This window comes from Halomonas sp. QHL1, assembly GCF_001882345.1.
Taxonomy (GTDB): domain Bacteria; phylum Pseudomonadota; class Gammaproteobacteria; order Pseudomonadales; family Halomonadaceae; genus Vreelandella.
Map to the genome: position 1 here is coordinate 1,239,893 of NZ_MINL01000001.1, position 26,688 is coordinate 1,266,580.

At 55.0% G+C, this 26,688-nt stretch carries 24 protein-coding genes and 1 pseudogene; 7 read left to right on the forward strand and 18 right to left on the reverse strand.

The window, feature by feature from the left end:
• Positions 1 to 17: 17 nt before the first annotated feature.
• The 6 genes from sufT to QHL1GM_RS05680 all read right to left on the reverse strand — a co-directional run bounded on the left by sufT (position 18) and on the right by QHL1GM_RS05680 (position 6,091).
• Positions 18 to 587, reverse strand: a complete 570-nt coding sequence (sufT, locus tag QHL1GM_RS05655) for a putative Fe-S cluster assembly protein SufT (protein WP_071693604.1) — start codon at positions 585 to 587, stop codon at positions 18 to 20.
• Positions 588 to 623: 36 nt separating this feature from the next.
• The gene (locus QHL1GM_RS05660) at positions 624 to 1,919 is read right to left on the reverse strand and encodes an aminotransferase class V-fold PLP-dependent enzyme (RefSeq protein WP_071693605.1); all 1,296 of its coding nucleotides are present in this window, start codon (positions 1,917 to 1,919) and stop codon (positions 624 to 626) included.
• A gap of 26 nt (positions 1,920 to 1,945) precedes the next feature.
• Positions 1,946 to 3,286: a Fe-S cluster assembly protein SufD gene (sufD, locus tag QHL1GM_RS05665; protein WP_071693606.1), complete on the reverse strand. Its 1,341-nt coding sequence runs from the start codon at positions 3,284 to 3,286 to the stop codon at positions 1,946 to 1,948.
• Positions 3,283 to 4,032: a Fe-S cluster assembly ATPase SufC gene (gene sufC / locus QHL1GM_RS05670; RefSeq protein WP_071693607.1), complete on the reverse strand. Its 750-nt coding sequence runs from the start codon at positions 4,030 to 4,032 to the stop codon at positions 3,283 to 3,285. Before sufC ends, sufD begins: the two co-directional genes overlap by 4 nt.
• 73 nt (positions 4,033 to 4,105) lie before the next feature.
• Entirely contained in the window at positions 4,106 to 5,548 is a 1,443-nt protein-coding gene (gene sufB / locus QHL1GM_RS05675) for a Fe-S cluster assembly protein SufB (RefSeq protein ID WP_071695926.1), read from the reverse strand.
• Positions 5,549 to 5,626: 78 nt separating this feature from the next.
• The gene (locus QHL1GM_RS05680; protein ID WP_035580287.1) at positions 5,627 to 6,091 is read right to left on the reverse strand and encodes an SUF system Fe-S cluster assembly regulator; all 465 of its coding nucleotides are present in this window, start codon (positions 6,089 to 6,091) and stop codon (positions 5,627 to 5,629) included.
• Between the two features lie 314 nt (positions 6,092 to 6,405).
• On the opposite strand from QHL1GM_RS05680, the gene QHL1GM_RS05685 reads away from it, so the two are divergent.
• Entirely contained in the window at positions 6,406 to 6,609 is a 204-nt protein-coding gene (locus tag QHL1GM_RS05685) for a putative motility protein (RefSeq protein ID WP_071693608.1), read from the forward strand.
• Between the two features lie 76 nt (positions 6,610 to 6,685).
• On the opposite strand, the gene QHL1GM_RS05690 is transcribed toward QHL1GM_RS05685, so the two are convergent.
• From QHL1GM_RS05690 to QHL1GM_RS05700, 3 genes are all read right to left on the reverse strand, one after another.
• Positions 6,686 to 7,027: a zinc ribbon domain-containing protein YjdM gene (locus QHL1GM_RS05690; RefSeq protein ID WP_022522972.1), complete on the reverse strand. Its 342-nt coding sequence runs from the start codon at positions 7,025 to 7,027 to the stop codon at positions 6,686 to 6,688.
• Between the two features lie 101 nt (positions 7,028 to 7,128).
• Positions 7,129 to 7,605 (reverse strand): YbhB/YbcL family Raf kinase inhibitor-like protein, encoded by a 477-nt coding sequence (locus QHL1GM_RS05695; RefSeq protein WP_071693609.1) that lies wholly within the window; start codon positions 7,603 to 7,605, stop codon positions 7,129 to 7,131.
• A gap of 43 nt (positions 7,606 to 7,648) precedes the next feature.
• On the reverse strand, positions 7,649 to 8,023 hold the full coding sequence (locus QHL1GM_RS05700; protein ID WP_071693610.1) for a thiol-disulfide oxidoreductase DCC family protein: 375 nt from the start codon (positions 8,021 to 8,023) through the stop codon (positions 7,649 to 7,651).
• 93 nt (positions 8,024 to 8,116) lie between these two features.
• Between QHL1GM_RS05700 and QHL1GM_RS05705 the strand changes: the two are divergent.
• Positions 8,117 to 8,594 (forward strand): annotated as a pseudogene (locus QHL1GM_RS05705) (flavodoxin family protein).
• Positions 8,595 to 8,729: 135 nt separating this feature from the next.
• The gene (locus QHL1GM_RS05710; protein WP_071693611.1) at positions 8,730 to 9,818 is read left to right on the forward strand and encodes a histone deacetylase; all 1,089 of its coding nucleotides are present in this window, start codon (positions 8,730 to 8,732) and stop codon (positions 9,816 to 9,818) included.
• Positions 9,819 to 9,929: 111 nt separating this feature from the next.
• Here QHL1GM_RS05710 and fadA read toward each other — a convergent pair whose 3' ends face one another.
• Both fadA and fadB read right to left on the reverse strand, forming a co-directional pair.
• A complete protein-coding gene (gene fadA / locus QHL1GM_RS05715; protein WP_040480633.1) occupies positions 9,930 to 11,108 on the reverse strand; it encodes an acetyl-CoA C-acyltransferase FadA in 1,179 nt (392 codons plus the stop codon).
• A gap of 23 nt (positions 11,109 to 11,131) precedes the next feature.
• A complete protein-coding gene (gene fadB, locus QHL1GM_RS05720; protein WP_071693612.1) occupies positions 11,132 to 13,318 on the reverse strand; it encodes a fatty acid oxidation complex subunit alpha FadB in 2,187 nt (728 codons plus the stop codon).
• A gap of 311 nt (positions 13,319 to 13,629) precedes the next feature.
• Between fadB and QHL1GM_RS05725 the strand changes: the two genes are divergently transcribed.
• Complete coding sequence (locus QHL1GM_RS05725; RefSeq protein ID WP_071693613.1) at positions 13,630 to 14,784, forward strand: DUF5924 family protein; 1,155 nt, start codon at positions 13,630 to 13,632, stop codon at positions 14,782 to 14,784.
• Positions 14,785 to 14,860: 76 nt separating this feature from the next.
• Positions 14,861 to 15,313: a transcriptional regulator SlyA gene (gene slyA, locus QHL1GM_RS05730; protein ID WP_071693614.1), complete on the forward strand. Its 453-nt coding sequence runs from the start codon at positions 14,861 to 14,863 to the stop codon at positions 15,311 to 15,313.
• On the opposite strand, the gene QHL1GM_RS05735 is transcribed toward slyA, so the two are convergent.
• Positions 15,292 to 15,858 (reverse strand): preprotein translocase subunit YajC, encoded by a 567-nt coding sequence (locus tag QHL1GM_RS05735; protein ID WP_071693615.1) that lies wholly within the window; start codon positions 15,856 to 15,858, stop codon positions 15,292 to 15,294. The two genes, slyA and QHL1GM_RS05735, sit on opposite strands and share 22 nt — an antisense overlap.
• 204 nt (positions 15,859 to 16,062) lie before the next feature.
• On the opposite strand from QHL1GM_RS05735, the gene QHL1GM_RS05740 reads away from it, so the two are divergent.
• Complete coding sequence (locus QHL1GM_RS05740) at positions 16,063 to 16,515, forward strand: universal stress protein (protein ID WP_071693616.1); 453 nt, start codon at positions 16,063 to 16,065, stop codon at positions 16,513 to 16,515.
• A 62-nt stretch (positions 16,516 to 16,577) separates the two neighbouring features.
• On the opposite strand, the gene QHL1GM_RS05745 is transcribed toward QHL1GM_RS05740, so the two are convergent.
• Positions 16,578 to 18,494 (reverse strand): ATP-binding cassette domain-containing protein, encoded by a 1,917-nt coding sequence (locus tag QHL1GM_RS05745; protein WP_071693617.1) that lies wholly within the window; start codon positions 18,492 to 18,494, stop codon positions 16,578 to 16,580.
• A 182-nt stretch (positions 18,495 to 18,676) separates the two neighbouring features.
• On the opposite strand from QHL1GM_RS05745, the gene QHL1GM_RS05750 reads away from it, so the two are divergent.
• Positions 18,677 to 19,675: an AraC family transcriptional regulator gene (locus QHL1GM_RS05750; RefSeq protein WP_071695927.1), complete on the forward strand. Its 999-nt coding sequence runs from the start codon at positions 18,677 to 18,679 to the stop codon at positions 19,673 to 19,675.
• Between the two features lie 14 nt (positions 19,676 to 19,689).
• Here QHL1GM_RS05750 and QHL1GM_RS05755 read toward each other — a convergent pair whose 3' ends face one another.
• From QHL1GM_RS05755 to QHL1GM_RS05775, 5 genes are read right to left on the reverse strand one after another with little or no spacing between them, the layout of a single operon-like run.
• Positions 19,690 to 21,342 carry a fatty acid--CoA ligase gene (locus QHL1GM_RS05755; protein ID WP_071693618.1) on the reverse strand — a complete coding sequence of 551 codons (1,653 nt, stop codon included), beginning with the start codon at positions 21,340 to 21,342 and terminating at the stop codon, positions 19,690 to 19,692.
• A 41-nt stretch (positions 21,343 to 21,383) separates the two neighbouring features.
• Positions 21,384 to 22,571 (reverse strand): beta-ketothiolase BktB, encoded by a 1,188-nt coding sequence (gene bktB / locus QHL1GM_RS05760; protein ID WP_071693619.1) that lies wholly within the window; start codon positions 22,569 to 22,571, stop codon positions 21,384 to 21,386.
• A 44-nt stretch (positions 22,572 to 22,615) separates the two neighbouring features.
• Complete coding sequence (locus QHL1GM_RS05765) at positions 22,616 to 23,758, reverse strand: acyl-CoA dehydrogenase family protein (RefSeq protein ID WP_071693620.1); 1,143 nt, start codon at positions 23,756 to 23,758, stop codon at positions 22,616 to 22,618.
• Positions 23,759 to 23,760: 2 nt separating this feature from the next.
• Positions 23,761 to 25,314 carry a fatty acyl-CoA synthetase gene (locus QHL1GM_RS05770; RefSeq protein ID WP_071693621.1) on the reverse strand — a complete coding sequence of 518 codons (1,554 nt, stop codon included), beginning with the start codon at positions 25,312 to 25,314 and terminating at the stop codon, positions 23,761 to 23,763.
• A 40-nt stretch (positions 25,315 to 25,354) separates the two neighbouring features.
• Positions 25,355 to 26,608 (reverse strand): ABC transporter substrate-binding protein, encoded by a 1,254-nt coding sequence (locus QHL1GM_RS05775; protein ID WP_071693622.1) that lies wholly within the window; start codon positions 26,606 to 26,608, stop codon positions 25,355 to 25,357.
• Between the last annotated feature and the right edge of the window lie 80 nt (positions 26,609 to 26,688).

The window sequence follows — 26,688 nt, forward strand, 5'->3', positions numbered from 1 at the left end:
CAGCTCCCCAGCCGGGATTAGAACATGCCGAGTTCAAGCTTTGCCTCGTCACTCATCATGTCACGGCTCCAGGGCGGACTGAAGACTATTTCGGTGTGCACTTTGCTGATCTGTGGCGCGCCGAGAATCTTATTGCGTGCATCGGCCGCGATCACATCACCCATCCCACAGCCGGGAGCGGTCAACGTCATACGAATAGTAGCGATGCGCTCACCACTGATAAGACGCTCAATTCGGCAACCGTAAACCAAACCCAGGTCAACGATATTGACCGGAATCTCCGGATCAAAGCAGGTACGTAGCTGGTCCCACACGAACTGCTCTATCTCCTCCTCGGTAGCCGTTTCGGGCAGCGTAGGACGTGGTAGCGGCTCAAGCCCCAGCGCATCCAGGTTGCTCCCCTCAACCAGGTAGAGCCGCCCCTCAAACCCGACACTTACCGTACTGCCTTTCGCTTGCATGACGCTAACAACGCTATCTTCGGCCAGTGTTTCCGTGCTACCAAACGGAATGGCAATGGCTTCCACATCGCGCTGGAGCGGCAACTGTTGACCTCGTTCGAGACTGGCAACTTGCTCAAGATCCATAACTGTCCTTATATGACGATTCTTAAAGAACCGACCTTAACGCACCATTCCAATCACGCGATTAAGTGCTTCAATAAAGCGATCCACTTCTTCGAGGGTATTATACGCCGCAAAGGAAGCACGGCACGTCGCATCGACCCCGAAATGGTGCAACAAGGGCTGCGCGCAGTGGTGGCCGGTACGAATAGCAACGCCGAGCTGATCAATCAGCAGGCCGATATCCTGGGAGTGCGCGCCTTCAACGATAAACGAGAGCACCGCCGCTTTGTTAGGCGCCGTACCTAAAATACGCAGCCCATCAATTTGACCAACCGCCTGTGTCGCATGGTCAAGCAGTTGGCCTTCCCAAGCACCGATGGCGTCTATACCGATGCTCTCCATCCACTCAAGTGCTCGGCCCAGGGCGATCACCTCCGCAATAGCGGGCGTACCCGCTTCAAACTTATGCGGAATAGCGGCAAAGGTGGTACCCGCATCAAAGGAGACCGTGCTGATCATCTCCCCGCCGCCCTGCCAGGGCGGCATTGCTTCCAGCAGCGCCTGCTTGCCGTAGAGTACGCCAACGCCTGTCGGCCCATACACTTTATGGCCCGAGAAGGCATAGAAGTCGGCATCGATTGCCTGCACATCGACCACTTGGTGAGGCGCGGCCTGGGCACCATCAACTAAGATCAGGGCGCCATGCTGATGGGCAAGCGTTGCCATCTCTTGCACCGGGTTAATGGTACCCAGCGCATTGGAGACGTGATTGACCGCTACCAGCTTAGTGCGCTCACTCAGCAGCCCCCGGTAAGCGGCCATATCCAGCGCGCCGTTGGCCTCAACGGGAATTACCTTGATGGTAACGCCAATCTCGGCGGCCAACAGCTGCCAGGGCACAATATTGGAGTGGTGCTCCAGCATCGAAATCAGCACTTCATCGCCGGGAGCAAGATTTGCGCGCCCCCAGCTATGAACGACCAAGTTAATCGCTTCTGTTGTGCCGCGGGTAAAGATGATCTGACGCGCATCTTCCGCATTAAGGAACGCCTTAACCTTGTGGCGCGTGCCTTCAAACGCCGCAGTTGCCTCATCGGCGAGGGTATGCAGCCCGCGGTGAATATTGGCGTTATAGCGCGAGTAGTAATCGCTAAACACGTCAATCACCTGCTGAGGCGTCTGGCTAGTGGCCGCATTATCTAAATAGATCAGCGGTTTGCCATGCACCTCACGGGCCAGCACCGGGAAGTCCTGGCGCAGGCGCATAACATCAAAGGTCGCTTGCGCAGGGCTAGTTTGCACAGTGCCTGTTTGAAGAGGGCTAGGCGTTGGCTCAATAACGGAATGTGACATCAGACGCTCCTGATTAAGTAGTTGCGCTAGTCGTTAAGTGAAACCGCCGCTTCGACAAGCCCGGCAAGATTGAAGCGCTCAGGCAGCTTGCCGGCGACCGCTAACTCAACGCGCTCGGCAATCGCATCCAGGGTGACTTTGTCCAACACCTCGCCAGCGAAAGCGAGCGTTAGCAGACCGCGAGCAGTGGCTTCATCTATACCGCGCGTACGCAGCGCATAGATCGCCTCTTCGTCTAACTGACCCGTGGTGGTGCCGTGTGAGCACTTAACGTCATCGGCGTAGATCTCAAGTTCGGGCTTGGCATCAATGTGAGCGCGATCCGATAGCAGTAGGTTTTGGTTACTCTGAAAACCTTCAATCTTCTGGCTATCGCGCTTGACGTAGACTTTGCCGTTAAACACCCCGTGGGCGCGGTCATCCAGAATGCCCTTATAGTTCTCATTGGAGAACGTCAGCGGCGCATTGTGGTTGACCTTGGTGTGGTTATCGACATGCTGGCGACCCTGACCAAAGAACAGGCCCAGGAAGTTGGTTTCAGCGCCCTGGCCGTTCAAATCGCTGATCAAGTCGTTACGCACCAGCGCACCGCCCAGGCTCAGGTTGTAGGAGGTATAGCGCGTGTCGCGGCCCTGCTCAACGTGAATGCTCGCCACGTGCATATCACCCAGCGGCGCTTCTTGCAACTTGTAGTGGGCCAGGATCGCGCCACGGTCAAGCATCAGCTCGCCAACCACGTTGGTGAAGTTAGCTGCTTCGCTTTCTCCGGTGTAGTGCTCGATCAGTGTGGCCTCACTGCGGCCTCCCGCTTCCACTAGCACCCTCGGGTGACACATTACCGGCTGACCAGCACGGGACAAAAACTGCAGCAGAATGGGCTTTTCAACCACTGTTCCCGGTGCAATGCGAACCACGGCACCTTCTTCCATAAACGCCGTGTTTAGCGCGGCGAAGGGCGAAAAATCCACCCCGGTTAAGCGCCCAAGCGGGCCACCTACGGCTTCGTGGTTCTCTGCTAGCGCCTTGGAAAGCGGTAACACCTGAACGCTTGACGGCAGTGAGTCCAGATCCGAAAGCGCCGATGAGAAAACGCCATCCACAAAGGTTAAGCGGTAAGCATCAATGGGCAGCGTTAGCGCCGCGGCACTGGCCTGGGAGAACTCGGCGTTATCGGCTAGCGCAAAATTGCTTTGGGCAATCGAGCGCACGTCGGTGTATTTCCACTCTTCATCACGACGAGTAGGAAAACCCATCGCTTCAAAACGCGCAGCACCTGCCTGACGACGGGCGGCAATCCACGTTGGCTCCGCCTTATAGTGCGGGCTACGCGCCTTCAGTGTGTCTAAAAAGGTTTGCGTATCGCTCATGCCACAGACTCCTCGATACCTTCGTACCCATTGGCTTCCAGCTGCTTAGCAAGCTCAGCGTCTCCGGTTTTGACGATACGGCCATCGACCAAGACGTGAACCTTGTCAGGAATGATGTAATCCAGCAGACGCTGGTAGTGGGTGACCAACAGAATGGCGCGGTCTTCAGCGCGCAGGCTGTTGACACCATCGGCGACCACTTTCATGGCGTCGATATCAAGACCGGAATCGATCTCGTCCAGCATGGCGAGCTTCGGCTGAAGCACCAGCATTTGCAGGATCTCGTTGCGCTTTTTCTCGCCGCCAGAGAAACCTTCGTTAACCGCACGCTGGAGGAAGCTGGCGTCCATTTTCATGTAACCAAGCTTCTCTTTCACCAGCTTCATAAACTCCGGCGCTGGCATTTCGCCTTCGCCGCGGGCTACGCGCTGGGCGTTGAGCGCTGACTTCAGCAGGTAGATATTCTTAACCCCTGGAATCTCGACCGGGTACTGGAAACCCAGCAGCAAACCGGCTTGAGCGCGCTCTTCAATTTCCATCTCGAGCACGTCTTTGCCTTCAAAGGTAATCGTGCCTTGTGTGACTTCGTAGCCATCTTTACCGGCGATGACCGCGGATAGAGTCGATTTACCCGCGCCGTTTGGCCCCATAATGGCGTGCACTTCACCCGCCTTGATAGTCAGGGTCAGGCCTTTGAGGATTTCATTACCTTCGACGGAGACGTGTAAATCATTCACTTGCAACATATTGATTACCTTCTAATTCTGACGAGTCGCTACGGCGACACTGATATAATTAAGTAGTCTAAACGGCTAACGATTAACCTACCGCGCCTTCCAGGGTCACATTGAGCAACGCTTCGGCTTCAACGGCGAACTCCATGGGCAGCTCTTGGAAGACGTCCTTACAGAAACCATTCACAATCATGCTGACGGCGTCCTCTTCCGAGATACCGCGGCTCTGACAGTAGAACAGCTGGTCTTCACCGATTTTAGAGGTGGTCGCTTCGTGCTCAATGGTCGCCGTGCTGTTGCCAATTTCCTGATAAGGGAAGGTGTGGGCACCGCACTTATCGCCAATCAGCAGGGAGTCGCACTGGGTAAAGTTACGCGCCCCTTTGGCCCGCGGGCCGATTTTCACCAGGCCGCGATAGGACTGATCACTCCTGCCCGCCGAGATGCCCTTGGCGACGATATACGAACGCGTGCCTTCACCGATGTGAATCATCTTGGTGCCGGTATCGGCCTGTTGGCGACCGTTCGTAACGGCGACAGAGTAGAACTCGCCAATACTGTCTTTGCCACGCAGTACGCAGGAAGGGTACTTCCAGGTAATCGCGGAGCCGGTTTCCACCTGCGTCCAGCTAATCCGTGAACGGTCGCCACGACAGTCGCCGCGCTTGGTGACGAAGTTATAGATGCCGCCTACGCCATTTTCATCACCGGGGTACCAGTTCTGAACGGTGGAGTATTTGATATAGGCATCATCCAGGGCGACAAGCTCGACCACTGCGGCGTGAAGCTGGTTCTCGTCCCGCATCGGTGCGGTACAGCCTTCCAGGTAAGAGACCTGGGCACGGCTTTCGCAAATGATCAGCGTGCGCTCAAACTGACCGGTGTTAGCCGCGTTAATGCGGAAGTACGTAGACAGCTCCATCGGGCAAGTCACGCCTTCCGGCACAAACACAAAGGAGCCATCGGTAAACACCGCTGAATTCAGCGCGGCAAAGTAGTTATCTGCCACGGGAACCACAGTGCCTAAATACTGTTTGATCAGCTCTGGGTAGTCGCGGATAGCTTCAGAGATAGAGCAGAAGATAACGCCCGCTTCGCCCAACTGCTTCTTAAACGTGGTGGCGACAGAAACGGAGTCAAACACCGCATCTACCGCAACGCCTGCTAGCGCGGCGCGCTCGTGCAACGGAATACCCAGCTTCTCATAGGTTTCCAGCAGTTTGGGGTCAACTTCATCCAAGCTCTGCGGGCGGTCTTCCGGGCGTTTCGGCGCACTGAAGTAGGAGATCGATTGGTAATCAATCGGCGGATAGTCAAGATGCGCCCAGGAAGGGGCTTCCATCTTCAACCACTGGCGGTAGGCATCCAAACGCCACTCCAGCATCCACTCCGGTTCACCTTTCTTGTTGGAGATAAAGGCGATGGTGTTTTCATCCAGGCCAGGTGGCAGGGTGTCGCTCTCAATATCGGTTACAAAGCCATCTTTGTATTCGCGACGAACCAACTGTTCCATTTCTTCGCTTGCCATGGTGATACCCTCCGGGCAGTTGGGTGGCGAGGTCATCGCCTTTAATAATAAGTAAGGCCTGCTGTACTCGCGGCGACGTTAGGCCGACGCTGCCGACAGGCTGATCGTTTGAATTGGTAGTTGCACCGGCAACTTAATCGGCGCTGTATCGGCTAAATGCGCCAGCGTCACGCTTTCAAGCAGCGTACGCATGGCTAATGAGACCCGCTGCCAGTTGTCTGCCACGCCGCAGGTAGCCACTAGCTCACAATCGCCTTCTGCTTGGCTGCACTCGGTCATGGCGACGGGGCCTTCAATCGCCGCAATAATATCGGCGGCAGTAATCTGCGATGCGGGCCGGGCCAGGCGGTAACCGCCTTGAGCGCCACGCTGGGAAACCAGCAGCCCTGCCCGCACCAGCATCTTGAGCGTTTTACTCACCGTCGGGTGGGGCAACTGCACGGCTTCTGCTAACTCTGTCGCTGCATGCGACGCCTGGGGATGACGAGCAATTTGCGCCATGACCACCGCGGCATAGTCTGTCAGCCGAGAAAGCTTAAGCATGTCGACTCCCTTTATGTCATCAGTACGCAGCGAATCAAATGGTCGCCACGTCAATTGAGTACCATTTTAGTCCTGTATAAATTTGATGTGAAGCCCTTGAGCAAAATGGATAGCAATTTACGCAAAATAACCGCACGTTCGCCGCTGATAGCATAAAAAACGAAAATCATTATCATTTAAAAAAGCTATTGTCATTAATGCTATACGGTGCTTTTGCCGCTGGCTTTGCACCTGTAAGCGGGTTCTGGTAGCTTCAGGGAAGTTTGATGCCATCACTGCGTGGCTAAAGCTATTCAGCTATTTGAGGTGAAAATATGGATTCAGCGGTAAATAACATGGTCAGTGCATCAATGGCGATGCAGCAGGCGCAGGTTGTCCAAGAGGCTCAGTTCAGCGTTTTTAAAGAGGCGTTAGATGGGCAGGCAGCGCAAATCACTTCATTGATGGATAGCGTTGCACTAGATCCACAGCTGGCAACCAGCGGCAGTGTTGGTACGCAGATCAATACCACTGCGTAATAAACGAGTTACTAGTTAAGCAAATAGCCCCCGGACTATCGTCAAGGGGCTATTTTTTTGGCTTTCTGTTTTAACGCTATGCCTTCTTAACAAATTCGGATTTAAGCTTCATCGGCCCGATGCCGTCAATTTTGCAGTCGATATCGTGATCGCCCTCTACCAAGCGGATGCTTTTCACTTTGGTGCCCACTTTAACCACCAGTGAACTGCCTTTAACCTTTAAATCCTTGATCACCGTGACACTATCGCCGTCGGCTAGCATATTGCCGTTAGCATCGCGCACGCCTGAAGCGTCATCAGCGCCCTCTTCTTCTGCTACCTTTGACCACTCATGGCCGCACTCTGGGCAGACATATTGAAGCCCATCGTCGTAGCTAAACTCAGAGGCACAGGCAGGACAGTTAGGCAGATCACTCATCAAACGGCTCCATCACTTGGCTAATACAAAGAGGTAATACACGGGCTAAGAAAGCGATGGAGCCTACACGGGTTAAGCAAAATGTCCAGCCAGAGGATGGATCAGCCGCGCTGGTAAGTGCCAACCAAGCGGTTCATGCCCAGCAAGTGCGGCTCTACTTCTTTGAGCAGTTCAGCTAGCGTAAGACCTTCTGGCAGCGAGGTTTGATGTTCCAGCGCCAGCACCCAGAAGTAGTAAAGATGCTTGCCGTGCCCTTCTGGCGGCATCGGACCGCCGTAGCCACTATTGCCAGCATCATTCATCCCTGCCGTACCCACGGGAGTATTTTCAGCTAATTCCTGGATATCGCCAGGTAAGTTATAGAGCACCCAGTGGACAAAGCCATAGCTGCCGTCTTTAACCAAGGGCGCATCGGGATCGTGACAGATTACCGCAAACCCCTGGGTTCCCTCGGGAGCATCTTGCCAAGCAAGTGGCGGCGAAACATCTTCATCTTCCCCGGTATGTTTTGAAGGAATCGCTTGATGGTCAGCAAACGCCGAGCTGGTAACCTTCATTGATGAAAGTGCAAATGCCATGCTTTATCTCCTTGGTTTATCTGATGCGTCATTCGTACAAACCCTAACAACTCCACCGGCCTTGCTTCTTCAGGCGGCGCTTAACCCAGGCATCATAAAGCGCCCGCAACCCTGGTTTAATTCCCGGTAGACCAATTACCCAGGCGACCGGCACCAATAAGGGAATACGCTTCATTAGTAAACGATAAGCATCGATACCCTCTACCAATTGCCCTGGTGCTGTTTCGATATGCAAAGAGCGCAGCGCCATAGCCGGGTCAACGCCCTTTTGCCGCAGGGTCTGCTCATGTTCGCTTACATCAAGCCAGCCAATATCAGCAGCATGCCGCCCCGACCATCGCTCATAGCGACGGCGTTCTTTACGACACAGCGGGCACTGCGCATCGTAAAAGACATTGATAGGGGTCTTATTGGGCATATAGGCTCTCTACTTAAAGTCACTGCAGCAGTGTGGCATTTCCAGCACTGGTCGCAAACTTTTAGATATTCACTGCTTACTTAGGCTACGGCTATGACATCTGAGTTCAAAAAACAGCTATTGATTGTTGCCCATGCTCCCTCGGCGAATACCCGCTTACTGCGTGATGCGGCATTTCAAGGTGCTAGTCATCCTGATCTTGAGCAGGTGCACTGCGTGGTAAAAGCGCCTTTGGAAGCTGGCCCCGAAGATGTACTTGCCTGCGATGCGATTCTGCTCGGCACCACGGAAAACTTGGGTTATATGAGCGGCGCGCTCAAGGATTTTTTTTGATCGCAGCTACTATCCTGTCATTGAAAAGAAACAGGGATTGCCCTGCGCGCTCTATATTCGCGCGGGGCACGATGGCACGGGCACCCAGCGCGCAGTGGAAAGTATTGTCACTGGATTACGCTGGCGCTGGGTACAGCCACCGCTCATTTTGCGCGGCGAATGGCAGCCTTTATTTGCAGATCAGGTAGAAGAACTCAGCATGACGCTAGCGTTTAGTGTTGAGAGTGGCATTGTTTGAGAGTGATATTGTATAACCTCGGCTAGCCTGCCTTACTGTAGATAAGCATTTCGTGCCAATTGTGCGACTGAAGGAATGCAGTAACTTGTTAGTATTTACTGTAGTGACTTAGCGCACGTACATTAGGTAGCCATTATGCATAAAGTCATTGCTTTCTATGATGATCGAGTGCTCGCTCATGAGCCCAATATTGATGCCGACTTTCTGCCTCAACGGATCGATAAGCGCATTCGACACCTCCTTGCAGGGCTCCCAGTGCCATGGAAATACCCTGAACACCCAGGCCGCTTGAAAGCCATTCAGCATCTGCTTGAGAAAGCGCCCATTGCGGGCTTGCACATTGAAGGTGGCAAAGCAGCCACCCATGAACAACTCGCCAGAGTGCATACCACGTCCTATCTAAGCGATATTTTTAGCCTACGCGGGAAAAATGCCTGGCTGGATGTGGATACCACGGCAGTCTCACCGGGTAGCATAGATGCCGCCGAAGTTGCCGCTGGAACGGCTATTGCCGCAGTAGAAGCGGTGGTTGATAAGCGCGCTAAAAGCGCCTTTGCACTTGTACGCCCTCCTGGGCACCACGCGGAGCCCGTCCGCGCTCGCGGCTTTTGTTTATTCAACAATGTGGCGGTCGCCGCGGCCCATGCGCGCAGCGCGTTGGGCTGTGAAAGAGTACTTATTGTTGATTGGGACGCCCATCACGGCAACGGCACCCAGGATATTTTCTGGGCAGAACCGGACGTGATGTTTTTCGATATTCACCGCGCCGCGCCCTTCTATCCCGGTTCTGGCCATCTGGAAGAGGTGGGCGCTGGTTTAGCTGAAGGCACCACCATTAATGTTCCGTTACCGGCTGGCGCTGGCGATGAGGCGTACCTCAAGGCGTTTCGCGAAATTCTCGCCCCGGCAGCAGCGTGGTTTAAGCCCGACATCATTTTAGTCTCCGCGGGATTTGACCCCCACTGGCACGATTTAGCCCTAAACGTTTCCTATGAGGGATTTGGTGCGCTGACCGGCTTCATGCAACAGCTCGCCGAACAGCACTGCGATGGCCGTCTGGTGTTCGTATTAGAGGGCGGCTACAACCTGGAGTCACTGGCCAACGGCACCCGAGCAGTGCTAGCGGTACTGGCTGGCAATGCCGTACCTGAACCCGATACCTGCGGCCTTGCGGAAGTCCAAGCCGCAGCGGATTTCCACCGCACGGCTTTTCAATCCGAATAGCGTTTTTCAGAGCCAAATAGCATTTTACTGAATAGGGGCTTTACAAATAAAAACGGCACCTCGCAAGGTGCCGTTTTCTAATGCCGATTTAAAGCGATGGATCGCGTGGGGTTATTTCAGACGCTCAAACACCGTCGCAACACCCTGCCCCATGCCAATACACATGGTCGCCAAGCCCAGCGTGGTATCGCGCTGCTGCATAACGTTCAACAGCGTGGTGCAGATACGCGAGCCCGAGCAGCCCAGCGGGTGGCCCAGAGCAATGGCACCACCGTTGAGGTTAACCTTCTCGTCCATCGCATCCAGGAAGCCGAGATCTTTCAGCACCGGGATACCCTGAGCGGCGAAGGCTTCATTGAGCTCAACGGTTTGAATATCCGCCGCGGAAAGGCCGGCGATTTTCAGCGCTTTCTTAGACGCGGGCACCGGGCCATAGCCCATGATCGACGCATCACAGCCTGCTACACCGGTCGAAAGTACTCGTGCGATGGGCTCTAAGCCCAGCGCTTGAGCGCGCTCGTAGCTCATGACTGCCATGGCCGAGGCACCTACGGAAAGCGCCGAAGAAGTACCGGCAGTTACGGTACCGTTACGCGGATCAAACACTGGCTTCAAATTCGCCATAGACTCCAGCGTGGAGTCTCCGCGAATCACTTCATCACGCTGAACCATTACTCTAAAGCCGCGTTGATCGTGGCCTTCGACGCCGATGATTTCGTTATCGAAGTAGCCTTTCTCCATCGCCGCCTGGGCGCGCTGGTGGGAGCGCACGCCGAACTTATCCTGCTCTTCACGAGAAACGCCGTGCATTTTACCCAGCAGCTCAGCGGTCAGGCCCATCATCATCGCCGCTTTCGCTGCGTATTTGCTGGCCGCCGGGTTTACGTCAACGCCGTGGGCCATGGGTACATGCTCCATGTGCTCAACGCCGCCGATGATAAAGAAGTCACCCATACCCGCTTTAATATTGGCAGCGGCGATATGCAGCGCCGTCATCGAAGAACCACACAAACGGTTAACGGTTTGCGCAGGCACCGAACGTGGAATGCCGGTCATAATCGCCGCATTGCGAGCAATGTTCATCGACTGCTCAAGGGTCTGGTTCACACAGCCCCAGATCACGTCATCCACTTCAGAAGGATCTAGATTAGGATTACGGGTAAATAGCGCCTGCATTGCCGCCGCAGAAAGATTTTCAGCGCGTACGTTGCGAAAAGCACCATTTTTGGCTTTCGCCATGGCGGTACGGACACCGTCAACCACCACAATATCTCTCGGATTCAAACTCATCTTATATCTCCTATGCGTGGTGGTTAGGCTTGGTCAACAGACGCTGCGTTAGAATAGAAATACTCATTGTTTTGAGCCATCTGACGCAGCTTGTCGGTAGGCGCGTAAAGCGGGCCCAGCTCTTCGGCTAGCCCTTCAGCCAGCTTCACAAACGCCGCCACGCCCATAGCGTCGATGTAACGCAGTGCGCCACCGCGGAAGGGCGGGAAGCCGATGCCGTAAATTAACGCCATATCAGCTTCGGCTGGCGTTGCCACAATGCCATCTTCCAGGCAGCGCACGGTTTCCAAGCAGAGCGGTACCATCATGCGAGCAATAATATCCTCGTCAGAAAACTCTTTTTGCTCTTTCACCACTTCTTTGACTAAAGCGTAAGCCGCCTCATCGGTGACTTTTTTCGGCTTACCCTTTTTGTCCTCTTCGTAGGCGTAGAAGCCCTTGTCGTTCTTCTGGCCTAAACGGTCATTGTCGTACATGACCTGAATGGCGGTTTTACCGTCGCGAGCCATGCGGTCTGGGAAGCCTTCCGCCATGACTTCATTGGCATGAACGGCAGTGTCTAAACCGACTACATCCAGTAAGTAGGCTGGGCCCATGGGCCAGCCAAACTTCTCCATGACTTTATCAACGTGCTGGAAATCAGCGCCCTGCTCAACCAAGAAGCTAAAGCCACCAAAGTAAGGGAAGAGTACCCGGTTGACCAAGAAGCCAGGGCAGTCGTTAACCACAATCGGCGTTTTGCCCATTGCCCGGGCGTAGGCCACGGTAGCGGCTACAGCGGCGTCGGAGGTTTTTTCACCGCGAATAACTTCCACCAGCGGCATACGGTGCACCGGGTTAAAGAAGTGCATGCCACAGAAGTTTTCAGGCCGCTTGAGGTTTTGTGCCAAACGGTTAATGGAGATCGTCGAAGTGTTAGAGGTAAGAATGGTGTTTTCGCTCACCATGTCTTCCACTTCAGTTAACACAGCACCTTTAACCTTGGGGTTTTCAACCACTGCTTCGACGACAAGGTCAACATTGCCAAAATCGCCGTAAGAGAGCGTCGGGCGAATATTGCTAAGCTTTTCAGCCATTTGTTCTGTGGTCAGCTTCTTACGTTCTACCTGCTTAGCAAATAACTTGCGGGCTTCTTTAAGCCCCAGCTCAATGGCGTCGTCTTTGATATCTTTCATCAGGATTGGCGTGCCTTTAGAAGCACTCTGATAAGCGATACCACCACCCATAATACCCGCACCCAGCACGGCCGTTTGTTTCACCGGCTGCGCCTGTTTCTCATACTTGCTGGCTTTTTTCTTGACCACTTGGTCGTTTAAGAACAGGCCAACCAAGTTAAACGCCACGTTGCTTAGCGCCAGTTTGGCAAAGGCTTTGGCTTCAATCGCCTGGGCACGGCCGCGCTCTTCGCCAGCGCCTTTTTGAATCACTTTGATCGCTTCTACCGGCGCCGGATAATGCGGGCCAGCTTTACCGGCAACAAAGCCTTTGGCGGTTTCAAATGCCATCATCTGCTCAATCGGGTTGAGCTTCAGCGGGCTGGTCTTTTCATCACGACGGGCCCGGTAATCCAGCTCACCGGCGTTGGCACGGTCAAGAATATCCAGCGCAGCCTCTTCCAGCTGTTCGGCTGTCACCACCGCATCGACGGCGCCCACTTTTAGCGCAGCATCAGCACGGTTTTCGGTGCCACCGGCAATCCACTCGATGGCATTGTCGGCGCCGATAATACGCGGTAGACGTACGCAGCCGCCCCAACCCGGCAAGATGCCAAGCTTGGTTTCTGGCAGGCCGATCTTGGCTTTTTCAGCCATTACGCGAAAATCGGTGGTCAGCAATACTTCGCAGCCGCCGCCCAACGCCAAACCATTGATCGCTGTTACCGTGGGGAACGGCAGGTCTTCAATAGCGTTAAAAATCTCGTGTACCTTGAGATTCATCTCAACTAGGTACTCTTCGCCTTTATCGAATAGGCTGTGAAACTCGGTGATATCGGCGCCCACAATAAACACATCTTTGCCGCTAGCAATGGCTAAACCTTTTAAGCCATTTTCAGCTTGAACAGCTTTCACAGCCTCGCCCAGCTCCGCAACTACGGCGCTGGAAAGCTTGTTGACGGACTCATCTTTCAGATCGAAAGTGAGCATTGCGATGTCATTGCCACTCGGGGTGTCACGACGTGTCACCGTGATGGCGTTGCCTTGATAGATCATCCGCGCTCTCTCCACTTTTCGGGCTGGCTCTGAAAAGAGAACCCGCCACATTTCTCATACGGCTTTTACACGACTTTCATACGGTCGTTTGATTGCCTTAGCTTGGTTGAGTTGCTTGGCAACGTCAAGCCCAGACTTTTGGCTAATTTATTCATCTAGTGAGACCAGCACTCAGCTGTATCCGTTCATGTTGAAAAGCTTAGCCGGATATAACCACCCATCGCGAGAAACACGGATTCACACTAGATCAGCGTTAAGCCCGACAGACTGTTAGAATCACGCCTTCTTAAATTTTGTAGGTTACTTTGTTTATGGGCACACTGCTCACGCCATTGCGCATTGCCGCCGTTCAGCGGCGTATTGAAAGCATTGTCGAACGTCTCAAACCGTGGACATGGCTGTGGCCGCCCATGGCGTTTGCCGCTGGTTTAGGTAGTTTTTTTCTGGTTGATCGCCAGCAGTGGTTAGGCGCTGCGTTAGCGCTGGGATTATTGTTCGCCTGGACGCTGCTGCTTTCGGAAGGCTTGATCAGCCGCTGGCTGTCCAGACGTGGTCACCCCACTCCGCCGCGAGGGGTCGCTACGTTTATTGCCCAAATGATCCACCAGGAAACCCTTTTCTTTACGCTGCCGTTTATTTTAGTCACCACCGTGTGGAATAGCGGGCAAACGCTTTTTGCCCTCCTGGTGGGCGGCATGGCCCTGCTGTCGATTATCGATCCGCTCTACTTCAAAGTGGCCGAGCGCTGGCGCAGCCTCTATTTCGTCTTTCATGCCCAGTGCGTCTTCCTTGTATTGCTAGTTACGCTCCCCATCATGGTGCACCTCACCACCGGCCAGAGTCTGCTGCTGGCCCTGGGAATCACCATTCTGGTGGCTCTGCCGAGCTTTTGGCACTTACTTAAAGAGCGCTCGTTCAAACGCTGGTGCGCTTTTTTTGGCTTAACCCTATTACTCGCCTACGGCGCTTGGCTAGGACGCATCTGGGTACCGCCCGCCAGCCTATGGATGACCAGTAGCGCACTGTCGCCTGCGTTTGATGTTGAGCAGCGCCTGCCCCAGGGTTCAATGACGCTAACGCCTCAAGCCATTACCGAGAATGGCCTTTATGTTTACACCGCTATTCGGGCACCGCGGGGCTTAAGTGAAACCATTACCCATGCTTGGCATCATAATGGTGAGCCAATGGACGTAGTGGAACTCAATATCAACGGCGGCCGCGAGGAGGGTTACCGCGCTTGGAGTCACAAGCAAAATTTCCCTGAAGACCCCAGCGGGGATTGGCGCATCGATATCATGACGGGGAGCGGACAACGGCTAGGACTGATTCGCTTTGAAGTATCGGACGATAGCCAGCAAGCTTCCATGGCGGACGGAGAGATAAGCGCCAGCGGTCTAAGTGGATTAAACTTACGGCGATTTGTGCCTGGCCGCCCTAACGATGAAGAAGCGCAGCCGGAAGATTGAATTGTTAAGCGCCTTGCATTCAGCGGCGCAGCTTATGACAATTCGCCTACTCACATTTATTGGCAGCTAGTTACCTATGGCATCAACGATTGGATTTCGCATCGCACGCTTGCCCCACTTGTGGCGCTCCATCTTGGATCGACGCCTCGCGCCTTTGGGTTTAACCCAAACACGCTGGGTGACGCTGTATCATCTATGGCGTTTGGGCGAGGGCCATCCCCAGTGCGATCTCGCCCGTGCGATTGGCGTGGAAGCGCCTTCTTTGGTGCGCACCCTGGGCCAGCTCGAAGAGCAAGGCTTAGTTGAGCGCCGAGCCTGCGACAATGACCGTCGCAGCAAGCGGATTTATCTTACCCCTGCTGCTATGCCGCTGTTGGAACAGATCGACAGCGTCGCACAACAAGCGCGTAAAGAGATGTTCGCTGGTTTAAGCGAGGAGAACCTCGAACAACTCAACGACTGGTTGGCAGTGATTGAATCAAACGGCTTGGCGATACAAGCCCGGGATCAGGATAGCCCGGCATCTTGATCGTTAACGGTGGACGACGCCTGCTCTGTGCCCTTTAACGGCTGGCTGAAAGGCTGGTCGGCACGGCCACTTAGCGCCTCCCGCAGTTGCTCAAATTCAGGTAGATAGGTCGCGAATCGCTCAGCGGTTTGCGACTCCCACCACCAAAGCGTCAATGCATAGGGCGTTGACTGCACCACCAGCGCGTCCTGTGGCAAGCGCTCAAGCAACGCTTTTAAAGGTATCGCCGCATTATCGGGTAGCGGGCGCAACGGGGCTATTCGCCAACGCCAACCGGCGTAGTAAGGTTCTAGAGCCTCACTGGCATTACTGTCTCTTACCAGCAGAAAATCCGGGCCGGGCCCTTCCTGGGAAAAGTGCCAACGATATGCAGGCATAGTGCCTCTAAAATGGTGCAGCGGCGGCTTTTCCAACTTGATGCTGACGCCCTGCTTTGCGATTTGCGAACGCAGCACCTGTTGGCGCTTTTGGCGCGGACTAGGTTTTAACCACATCACTGGGGCAATCACCAACATCAGAATAAAGACTATAATTAACCAATCCATCTCTACATTTCCCTCTGCATGAGCCACACTGTATTACACGATTCTAAAAACCATGACTCAGGTCGTTGTTTTGACTCAAGTCATTGTTAAGACGCTAGCCATTGCTGAAACGCTTCTAATCATTGTTAAATTAAGGCACGCCATCTAAAGTAACGGTCATTGAACAAAGAGCCTCTTTGTTACCTACTGCCAAGGAGATACGCCATGAGCTATCACCACATTTTAGTTGCCGTTGACTTAACCAAAGATTCCCACAAGATTCTGGAACGTGCCGTTGCGATCGCTGAACGCAACGATCAAGCTAAAATCTCCATCATGCATACTCTGGAACCGCTTGGGTTCGCCTACGGTGGCGATATACCCATGGACTTGACCAGCATCCAAGACCAACTGGATGAACACGCCAAAAAACGCTTAGCCGAAATCGCCGCTCCGCATATTGCCGAGGCTGACCAGCATGTTGTTGTGGGCATGCCTGACACCGAGATCCACCGTTTTGCTGAAGAGCACGATGTGGATTTGATCGTGGTGGGCTCCCACGGCCGCCACGGCTTCGCCCTGCTGCTTGGCTCAACCTCTACCGGCGTGCTGCACGGCGCCCAGTGCGATGTGTTAGCCGTCCGCGTGGGCAAGAAAGGCGAAAAGAGCGACGAGTAACCTACTGCAAAATATCGCTTACAAAAAAGGCGCCCATACGGCGCCTTTTAACGTTTTCAAGCTTACTCGCCGGCAGCCATTGCTTCCAGCTCCATCCAGCGTTCCATCGCGACTTCTAGCGCCTTCTGTACTTTTTCAAGCGTTTGCAGCTTAGCCGTGACGGCGTCGGCATCCTGCTGATAAAACGCAGGGTCGCCAATCTCGCTCTCCAGCGCCTCTACTTGCCCCTCAAGGCGTTCGATTTCGGCGGGCAGTGCATCTAACTCACGTTGCAGATTATACGAGAGCTTGACGCTTTTCTTGGCCGTTACTGCAGGTGCTTCAGTTACTTTTCTGGGCGCTTCAGAGGTGGGTTCGGTACGCTGACGCGCGGCCCCTTCCCAAGGCGCTGGCGGCAACTTGCCACCCTGTCGAATCCAATCGGTATAGCCACCCACGTATTCCCGCACAACGCCATCGCCTTCAAAGGCGAGCATGCTGGTCACCACGTTGTCCATAAAGGTTCGGTCGTGGGAGACCAGTAGCAGCGTGCCATCGAAATCAAGCAACAGCTCTTCGAGCAGCTCCAGGGTTTCCATGTCGAGGTCGTTGGTAGGCTCATCGAGCACCAGCACGTTAGCCGGCTGCGTGAACAACTTGGCCAGCAGCAGGCGGTTGGATTCACCACCGGAGAGCGCTTTCACCGGCTGGCGTACCCGCTCGGGGGTGAACAGAAAGTCCTGCAGGTAGCTCATCACATGGCGATCTTTACCACCTACGCTGACCCGGTCGCTGCCCTGGGCAACGTTGTCGTAGACCGTTTTTTCTAGCTCAAGCCCGGCGCGCAGCTGGTCGAAATAGGCCACCTTCAAGTTGGTGCCCATCTGTACCTTGCCTTCAGTGGGTTCCAGCTCACCCAGCAGGATTTTCAGCAGGGTGGTCTTGCCCGCCCCGTTGCGCCCCAGGAAGCCAATACGGTCACCGCGCAGTACCTCAAGATTGATATCGCGCAGTATCACCTCATCACCAAACCGCTGGGTGACGCCTTGCAGTTCCACAACGCGCTTACCGGTGCGCTCGCCGCGATCCACCGTCAAGTTGGCATTGCCTTGACGCTCGCGGCGCTGGCTACGTTCATTACGCATTGCTTCAAGTGCTCGCACCCGACCTTCATTACGGGTGCGCCGGGCTTTAACGCCTTGACGAATCCAGGCTTCTTCCTGGGCAAGCTTTTTATCGAACTCGGCGTTCTCCCGTGCTTCTACTTCAAGCTCGTGCTGCTTGCGGGCCTGATACTCTTCGTACTTGCCGGGATAGCGCCCTAGCTGTCCACGGTCTAGCTCCAGAATATTGGTCGCCAGCTTGGAAAGAAACGCCCTATCGTGGGTAATCAGCAGCACCGCGCCGTTAAACGCCAGCAGTTGCTCTTCCAACCAGGCAATGGTGTCTAAGTCCAAATGGTTGGTAGGCTCATCGAGCAGCAGTAGATCGGGCTCGGCAACCAGGGCTCGTGCCAGCGCCACCCGACGGCGCCAGCCACCGGAGAGTGAGCTCATCTCAGCCGCTGGGGGCAGGCCCAAACGGGTCAGCACGGTATCGATACGCTGGTGGAACGACCAGCCATCAATGGCTTCCAGACGCGTTTGCAGGGTCGCCATGCGATCCATATCAGGGTCGGGATCATTGATAAGATGATCGTACTCGGAAAGCAGCTCTCCAGCTTCCGGCAGGCCTTGGGCGACCATATCGAAAATGGTCAAGCCGGATGACTCAGGCAATTCCTGAGCCAACACGCCGATCTTGAGGCCAGGAGCACGCCAGATGGAGCCATCATCGGGCAGGATATCCCCTGCTACTAGTTTCAGCAGAGTGGACTTGCCGGTGCCATTGCGCCCGACCAGCGCCAGCCGCTCGCCTTTTTCAACCGTCAGGTCGGCGCGATTGAGTAGTACATGGTTGCCGTAGGCGAGTTGCAGCTGTTCGAGTCGTAACAGGGTCACGCGGTGTCCTCCTTAATCGTGAGGCGCACAGTGTAACGCATGAGCGGCCCAGGAGGGGGAACCATATAGAGGTGAATCGTAGAGCGGAAATCACCAGCGTGATACCGTTTTGCCAGCAACTACAATATCTCCACCAAAAAACGACTTTTAAAGGCGGGCTGAACGTGACGGTGACCGTCTCGATGCATTTTGTAAATGAGCTGTTTAAAGGCTTACCCAACAGTTCAACATCGCCCACACGCTACCTGGAACGGGCGGGTATTTCGCCCTTTTTACTCTCGGCTCCCCATGGTCGCGTTACGGTTGAGCAGTTTGCCGAATTGTATCGCGGACTAGTGAACGAACTGGACGACGAAACGCCCGGCTTTTTTTCCCGCCCGCTGCGGGGTGGCACCCTGAAGCTGCTGTGTTTAAGCATGCTTGATGCGCCCAATTTGCAGGTTGCACTGCACCGCTATACGCAGTTTTTCCGTATTCTTCTCGACGACTTTGGCTATGCGTTTACCCTTGAAGGAGACTTTGCTCGCATGGCGCTGGTGGAGCATGCGGCCTTGTTGGGCAGCCGCACTCTGATTCATGAGCTGATGCTCAAGCTTTTTCATGGTATCGCGTCGTGGATGATTGCGCGTAAAATACCGCCCGTTTTGATGGAGTGCGCTTACCCCCAGCCGCCACACAGCGCTGATTACCTCTATTTTTACCCCGGCACGGTACGCTTTGAGCAGCCGCAAACTGCGATCTATATAGATCGAGGTTTTCTTGATCATCCTATCCGCCAGACCAAGAAACACTTGGGCGCTTTTCTAAAGCGTGCCCCGGCTGACTGGTTCTATGTGTCGTTTGCAGATCGCCTGCTCACCCACCGGGTGCGTGAACACCTCTCACGCCATTTGTTGACGGCAGGCACTGTGCATAGCGCAGCCGATGCGCTACATATGTCGGCACGCTCGCTGGCACGGCATCTCAAAAGGGAGGGCACTCACTTTCAAGCGGTCAAGGATGAGTACCGCCGCGATGTCGCTATTCAAGCACTCACTTGCAGTGAGAAGCCGTTGATTAGCATCGCGGAGGCGTTGAGCTTTGAGGATCTAGCCTGCTTTAGTCGTGCTTTCAAAACCTGGACAGGCAATTCGCCCGCCGCGTATCGCAAAGCACGCACGACGGGCAATGTTCGCTATTAATTCTAGTAAATAGCCTAGATTTCGGTGCGAATACGTTTCTTATCCAGCTTGCCCACGCTGGTTTTGGGTATCTCATCGACGAAGCGAATCATGCTGGGAATCGCCCAGCGGTTCAGTTTTCCTTGAGCCACAAACTGCTCTAAAAACGCCTGCACAGTTTCGGTGGTGGGCGGGTTATTCAGATCCACGGGAACAGCTAATGCGGCCGGCCGCTCCCCCCACTTATCGTCCGCCACCCCGATCACCGCCACTTCGGCAATACCTGGACATTGGCTGATATAGCTCTCCAGCTCTAATGACGAGAGCCACTCGCCACCGGTTTTAATTACATCTTTAATGCGATCGCTAATGGTCAGAAAGCCCCGCTCATCAAGAGAACCTACGTCCCCGGTATGCAGCCAGCCGTTACGCCATAGCTCCGCGCTGCGTTTCTCCTCTTTGTAGTAGGCCTGGGTCAGCCAGGGCGCTTGAACACGCACTTCGCCCACGCTTTTACCATCATTGGTTAGCGGCTCGCCGTTTGCATCGACCACTTGAAGCTTAACCAGCGGAATCGGCAGACCCGCTTTACAGCGCCAAGGCAGCTGGGTCTCAAAATCAGCGTCGCCGATATCTCGGGGCAGAATATCGGCGGTGAGTAGCGGGCAGGTTTCCGACATTCCATAAGCACTGCGGGTATCGATCCCCAACGCCCATGCCTTACTCGCCAGCGACTCGGTTAATGCGCTGCCGCCGACCAATACTTTCCAGCCGGAGAGGTCTACCTGCTTTGAGGCAATCGCTTCGGCGCTGACCACCATGTTGAGCAGAGTCGGTACGCAGTGAGAGAAGTCGACCTTCTCGCTAACCAGCAGCTTGACCAGCATTTCTGGCTCATAGCGGCCAGGATAGACCTGGGTAGCCCCCATCAGCGTGGCGGTATACGGCACTCCCCAGGCGTGAACGTGAAACATGGGGGTAATAGGCATGTAGACCTTGTCGCGGTTGAGCAGCTCAAAGCCTGGAGCCTGGAATGCGCTGGCCTCTGTCAATGTGTGCAGCACCAACTGGCGGTGGGTGAAGAAAACCCCTTTGGGGTTACCCGTGGTACCGGTGGTGTAGAACAGGGTGGCGACGGCGTTTTCATCAAAGGTGGGGAAATCGTAGCGGGCGGGCTGTTGGCTTAATAGCGCTTCAAACTCGCCCACCAGTGGCAGGGAAGTATCGACTGTTTGCGGGGTCTCCTGACACAGCAGGTAGCCGCGTACTTGGGGTAGCTTATCGGCCAGCGGCTCAAGCAGTGGCACAAACTCTTCGTGCACGATGACGAAAACGTCTTCAGCGTGCTCCATGGTGTAATGAATTTGCTCCGGAGCTAGGCGCACGTTCACCGTATGGAGTACCGCGCCGATCATCGGAATGGCGAAGAAGCACTCCAGGTAGCGGTGGCTATCCCAATCCAGCACCGCTACCACATCACCGGCCTGCACGCCCTGTGACGTCAGCGTGTGGGCTAGTTGATGCACCCGCTCGCGAAAGCGCTCGTAGCTGTGACGGCTCTGATCTCGGTAGACAATCTGATTGTCACCCGCCATGCGCACGCCCCCCTCAAGCAGGTCGCCAATCATCAAGGCAGGATTTGTCGCAGAGGCTGCAGCGGGTAAAATTTTCGGGGTAACTGAAGGCATAAACACTCCTATAAACTTATTCTTGTGGCAATCAAGTCGGATCAGCCGCGCTCGATAAGAAGGGCGATACCCTGCCCCCCTCCAATACACAGGGTTATCAATCCGTAGCGACCATTAATACGTTCCAACTCGTGTAGCGCTTTGAGAATCAGAATAGCGCCCGTTGCTCCCACCGGATGCCCCAAGGCAACCGCGCCGCCATTAGGGTTTAGCTTCGCTAACGGAAACCCGAGCGTTTCCGCCACCGCCATGGCTTGGGCAGCAAAGGCTTCATTGGATTCAATCACATCAATATCGTTGATGCTCAGCCCCGCCTGCTGCAAGCAGCGTTTCACCGCAGGAATCGGGCCAAGGCCCATCAGCGTTGGCTCAACGCCTGCTGTCGTGGCAACACGAAGATGCGCCCTGGGCGCTAAGCCACGCTGTGTGGCTTCATCGGCATGGGCAAGCACTAACGTGGCTGCGCCGTCGTTGATCCCCGAAGCATTGCCTGCGGTAACCACGCCATCTTTTTGGAAGGCGGGTTTGAGCCGCGCCAAATCGCTAAGTTGGACGCCATCTCGCACGTGTTCATCGCGAGAGAAAAGGGTCGTTTCCTTACCTCGGCTGACCTCCACCGCTACGATTTGATCTTCAAAGCGGCCTTCCGCGATGGCACGCGCCGCTTTTTGATGGCTCTCAAGAGCAAACTGATCAAGCTGCTCACGGCTTAGGCCATACTGTATAGCGATGTTCTCGGCGGTGCAGCCCATGTGGCCGCTGCCGAAGGGGTCGCTCAAGATGCCCAGGGTTAAATCCTCAACGTTCACATCGCCCATGCGTATACCGTTGCGCGCCTGGGGCGGCAGCAGATAAGCCCCCCGCGACATCGACTCAGCGCCACCTGCCAACGCTAGTCGGCTGTCCCCCATGGCTATCTGCTGGGCGGCTGAGACCACCGCCTGTACGCCTGAACCACACAGCCGATTGACGTTGAAAGCCCCCGCCTCTTTCGGCACACCAGCTTCGAGCGCAATATGGCGCGCCAGATATGCATCCTGAGGGCCGGTGGTAATAATGTGACCGTATACCGAGTGATCGATATCTCCGCCTTCAACGCCTGCCCGCCGCAACGCCTCCTTGGCGGTTATCGCACCCAGTTCAAACGGCGCCTTGGTTGAGAGCGAACCACCAAAACCACCGATAGCGGTTCGTGCGCCGCCTAAAATCACTACATCATCCAACCGCATGGTTCTCTCCTGTGCTCAGTCGCCTTGCTTTTTCAATCACATAGCTAAGCCGCTTTGCCCAGCAGCGAGCGGGCGATAACTTCTTTCATGATCTCCGAGCTGCCGGCATAAATTGTTTGTACTCGGGCATCCAGATAAAAGCGCGAAATGGGATATTCGTGGGTGTAGCCGTAACCGCCAAATAGCTGCAGGCAGCGATCTACCGCTCGACACTGCAGCTCGCTGAGCTGCAGTTTTAAAATCGCCGCATCCGTGCTGCTCATGGTGCCCTGGCGGTACTTTTCGACGCAGTGCTCAAAGTAGGCACGGGCCACGTCCAGCTGGGCTTTTATCTCCGCCAGGGTAAATCGGGTATTTTGAAAATCCGCTACCCGCTGTCCAAACGCCTGGCGCTGTTGTACGTACTCCAACGTCAGCGCCAGCGCTCCCTCCACGGCGCCCAGCGCCTGTGCCCCAACGCCCAAGCGTTCACGGGGCAGTTCCTGCATTAGGTAGCGGAACCCGGCGCCCTCCTCACCCAACAGCGCCTCATGGGGCAACTGCATTTGATCAAAGGCTAGCTCGGCGGTGTCGCTGGCGTGCTGGCCGATCTTTTTAATCGGCTTACCCCGCGAGAAACCGGGTAAGTGGGTGTCAACCAAAAACAGTGAAACGCCTTTGGCACCAGCGGAAGGGTCGGTTTTGGCACATACGATCACCAGGTCGGCAAACTGGCCATTGGTGATAAAGATTTTGCTACCACTTAACTCCCAGCCATCGCTAGTGCGCTTCGCCCTAGTTCTCATTGACGCAAGATCACTACCCGCATGGGGTTCGGTCATGGCAATAGCCCCAAGCGCATCGCCACGGGCCATGGCAGGTAGCCAACGCTCACATTGAGCCGCTGTCCCCAGGTTCTGCAGGTAGGGCATAACGATATTGGCGTGGATATTATAGGCACTAGCAAGGCCACCAAACCCCTGGCGGGAGAGCTCTTCCAGCGCCAGCTGGGTGATGGCGATATCGGCCCCTGAACCACAGTGCTGTTCGTCAAGGTCAATGCCTAGCAGCCCCGCAGCGCCCAATGAATGCCACAGTGAGCGCGGTATTTCACCCGCTGCCTCCCACTCATCGTAGTACGGGGCAACCTCCTGGCTTAGGCAGCGCTTGATCATGGCATGAAACAGCTCGGTCGTTTGCTCGTCCATGCTCACCCCTTGAGGTCTTGACGCAGATGGCGTTTGAGGATTTTACCTGCGGTACTCTTGGGCAGAGCATCGGCAAAGATGATGTGCTTAGGCACTTTGTAAGGCGCCATCAGCGTTTTTGCGTGATGGATCAGCTCCTCATCGCTTGCCTCTTGGCCCTCTTTCAGCACCACCACCGCGGTAATGGCTTCGATCCACTTCTCGTCCGGCTGGCCGATCACCGCCACTTCGGAGACCGCTGGGTGCTTGAACAGCCCCTCCTCTACTTCACGGCTAGCCACCAGCACGCCGCCGGTATTGATCACATCCTTGATACGATCAACGACATACAAGTAGCCAGCTTCGTCGAAGTAGCCCACATCCCCCGAGTGGAACCAATCGCCCTGGAAGGCTTCTTCGGTCATCGCCGGTTTATCCCAGTACCCGTTCATAAGCTGCGGTGAGCGGTGGACGATTTCGCCATGCTCTCCTGGTGGGACGTCATTCATATCGAGATCGACGATGCGGGTTTCCACCGTCAGAATGGGCCGCCCGGCGGAAGCTGGGCGCTCTGCGTGCTCTTCAGGGCGCAGCACGGTCGCCAAGGGGGCAATTTCGCTCTGCCCATAACAGTTATAGAGCCCTACTCCCGGGATACGCTGCTGAAGCTCCTCCAGTACCGGCACCGGCATAATCGAGGCACCGTAATAGGCTTTGTTGAGAGCGCTAAGGTCAAAGCGATCAAATTCAGCGTGGCGCAGCAGGCTGATCCAGACCGTGGGCGGGGCAAAAAATGACGCGATCTGATGCTGAGCTATGGCACTCAAGCACAGCTCGGGAAGCGGCGCCTCTAGCAAATAGACGGGTGCTCCTAGCAACAGTGCTGGCATGAGAAAGACGTGCATTTGCGCTGAGTGGTAGAGCGGCAGCGCGGCGAGCATGGCGTCGCTGCCTTTGATATCCAGCTCAACCATACAGGACATATATTCGGCCATCAGTGCCTGATGAGTCATCATCGCGGCTTTCGGCGCGGCGGTGGTGCCCGAGGTATAGAGCAGTTGAGCAAGACTTGCGCCGTCGACCGTTACATTGGGCTCTTCACTACCGGGCTGGGACGTAGCATGAGCGAGTACATCAAAGCTTTTTGCACCTCCTCCCTGATCCGCGTGCAGAGTGCCCATCAGGGCTAGATCCAAGCCTTCTGTCGCGGCACTCACTTTCTCCGCGAGGCTGATATCGCTGAGCAAACCAGTTGCCCCAGACTGGTCAAGGATATAGCGCAGCTCATCGCTACTTAAGGCGAAATTGATCGGGACATGCACCAAACCCGCTTTAGCAGCAGCTAGCCAGGCGATGACATAGGCATCGGAGTTTTTGCCATACACCGCCAGCCGATCACCCGGCGTAAGCCCGGCTGCCAGTAAACCATTGGCAACACGATTAGCTGCCTGGTTGAGTGCTGAGTAGCGCCATTGACGCTCGCCAAACACCAGCGCTAATTGGTGCGAATATTTCCGAGCGCTGCGGTTTAAAGCAGCCCCGATACTGTTTTGCTGAATAACAGACGTTCCAGACATGCCAAATCCTCTGAGTTGTTATTAGTGAATTGGCAGAGACTTAACTGTTTACCAGCGGGCAGTTGCTCTCTGAAAGCGGACGAAAGGCCTCTTCGGCAGGAATGGTGCGAATAACGTGAAAGAGATCATCCTCATCTTGCGACTCTTCAGGCGTTTTCACTTCCACTAAATACATATCGTGAACCATGCGGCCATCCTCACGAATGTAGCCACCGGTGGCGAAGATGTCGTTGATGGGGGTATCGGCCATTTGCTGACGAACGGTTTGGGTGTCATCGGTCCCGGTGGCTTCAATCGCTTCAAGGTAGTGGCGGGTACTGGAGTAGAGGCCTGCATGTACCATGGTGGGCATGCTGCCGGTACGCTCACGGAAACGTTCCGCCCAGGCGCGTGTTTCATCGTTTAAGTCGTAGTACCACGCTTTGGTGAACTGCAGTCCTTGGGCGTTCTCTAGGCCAATGCTGCGCACGTCGGTGCTAAACAGCACCATCCCCGCCAGAATCTGCCCTGCTTGGGTAATGCCGAACTCGCCTGCTGTCTGCACCGCGTTAATCGTATCGCCGCCAGCGTTATTCAGCGCAATGACATCAGCACCGGAGGCCTGGGCCTGGAGCATAAAGGAGGAGAAATCACTGCTGGGGAAAGGGTGGCGAGCGCTGCCCACGATAGTGCCACCATTTTCAGTCACTACTCGCGTGACGTCAGCTTCCAGGGCATGGCCAAAGGAGTAGTCAGCGCTTAACAGATACCAATTTTTGTGGCCCTCATCAGTAATTGCCTTTGCCGTACCGTTGGACATCGCCCATGTGTCATAAACCCAGTGAATATGATTGGGCGAACAGTGCTCATTGGTGATGCCTGAAGAGACCGCGCCATTAACCAGCCCGAGTTTATCCGCCTCTTCCAACAGGCCCACCGCCGCTAGGGTGACAGAAGATGCCACTAGCCCGGTGACCATATCGACGTTGCGCTCATCGATCCACTCACGCACAACGCTTGAGCCTACATCCGGGCTATTACGGTCATCGGCGCTAAACACCACAATATTGGCACCGTTGACGCTGCCACCCATATCTTCAATCGCCATATTGATGGCATCTTCACCCAACGGGCCAATGGGGTCGCGATAAACGCCGGACATATCGGCTAAATAGCCAATGCGGATTTCGTTATCAGAGATACCCTCATCAGCAAAAGTAGTGGGCGCATAGCTGGCCATCAGAATGGCAGCGGCGAGAGTGGAAGTAGCAAAGCGGTGAGATAAACGAGGAGATGAACAATAAGATAGTGGCATTATTATGTGGCTCTCTTTTGTTGTTATTAAAGGGTGTTATTGAATCAATCGCAGCGACGTAGCACGCCATAGCTTGCGTT